Source organism: Kitasatospora nipponensis, from assembly GCF_039528135.1.
Lineage (GTDB): Bacteria > Actinomycetota > Actinomycetes > Streptomycetales > Streptomycetaceae > Kitasatospora > Kitasatospora nipponensis.
This window is the reverse complement of the sequence record NZ_BAAALF010001198.1, coordinates 1-509: the sequence shown is the minus strand read 5'-3', so window position 1 is coordinate 509 and position 509 is coordinate 1. Positions and strand designations below refer to the sequence as shown.

Annotated in this window: 1 pseudogene; it reads right to left on the bottom strand. The window is 71.7% G+C overall.

What is annotated here, in order from left to right:
• Positions 1–278, bottom strand: a pseudogene (locus tag ABD323_RS45640) (hypothetical protein); the annotation flags it as partial.
• Positions 279–509 lie beyond the last annotated feature (231 nt).

Genomic DNA, 509 nt, shown 5'->3' with positions numbered 1-509 from the left:
CGGTGCTGGACGTGCGCGTCGGCCCAGCCGACCAGGTAGTGCCCGTACGCGACGGAGAAGCCGACGTACGAAGCGGCCAGGCCGTGCGTCCAGCTCGCCACCGTGCCGTGCCGGAGGTCGAGGACGGTGAGGACGAGGATGACCAGGTCGATCAGTGGCAGGCCGAGCAGCAGGACGGTGCTGACGGTGCGCCACCCGAGCAGGTAGCGGGCGGCCAGGGCGAGGGCGAGGACGACCCAGAAGCCGTCCTCACCGGCGACGATGAGTGTGACGATCATGGGATTCCCTCCGGCTCGGTGACGGTCTCCAGGCTTCCGCAACCGGCCGGCCGGGGCGTCGTCGTGGCGGCCGACCCGGCCGTGCATCTTTCGATGTAGGGCCCTCCTCCGCACGGCCCGCGCCGGGAACGCCGGCGGGGTGGTGAGATGGGGCGTGCTCCCCTTCGATCTCAGTCCGCGCCAGGAGGACCGGGCGATCGCCGTCTGCGGTCTGCTCGGTGGGCTGGTGCT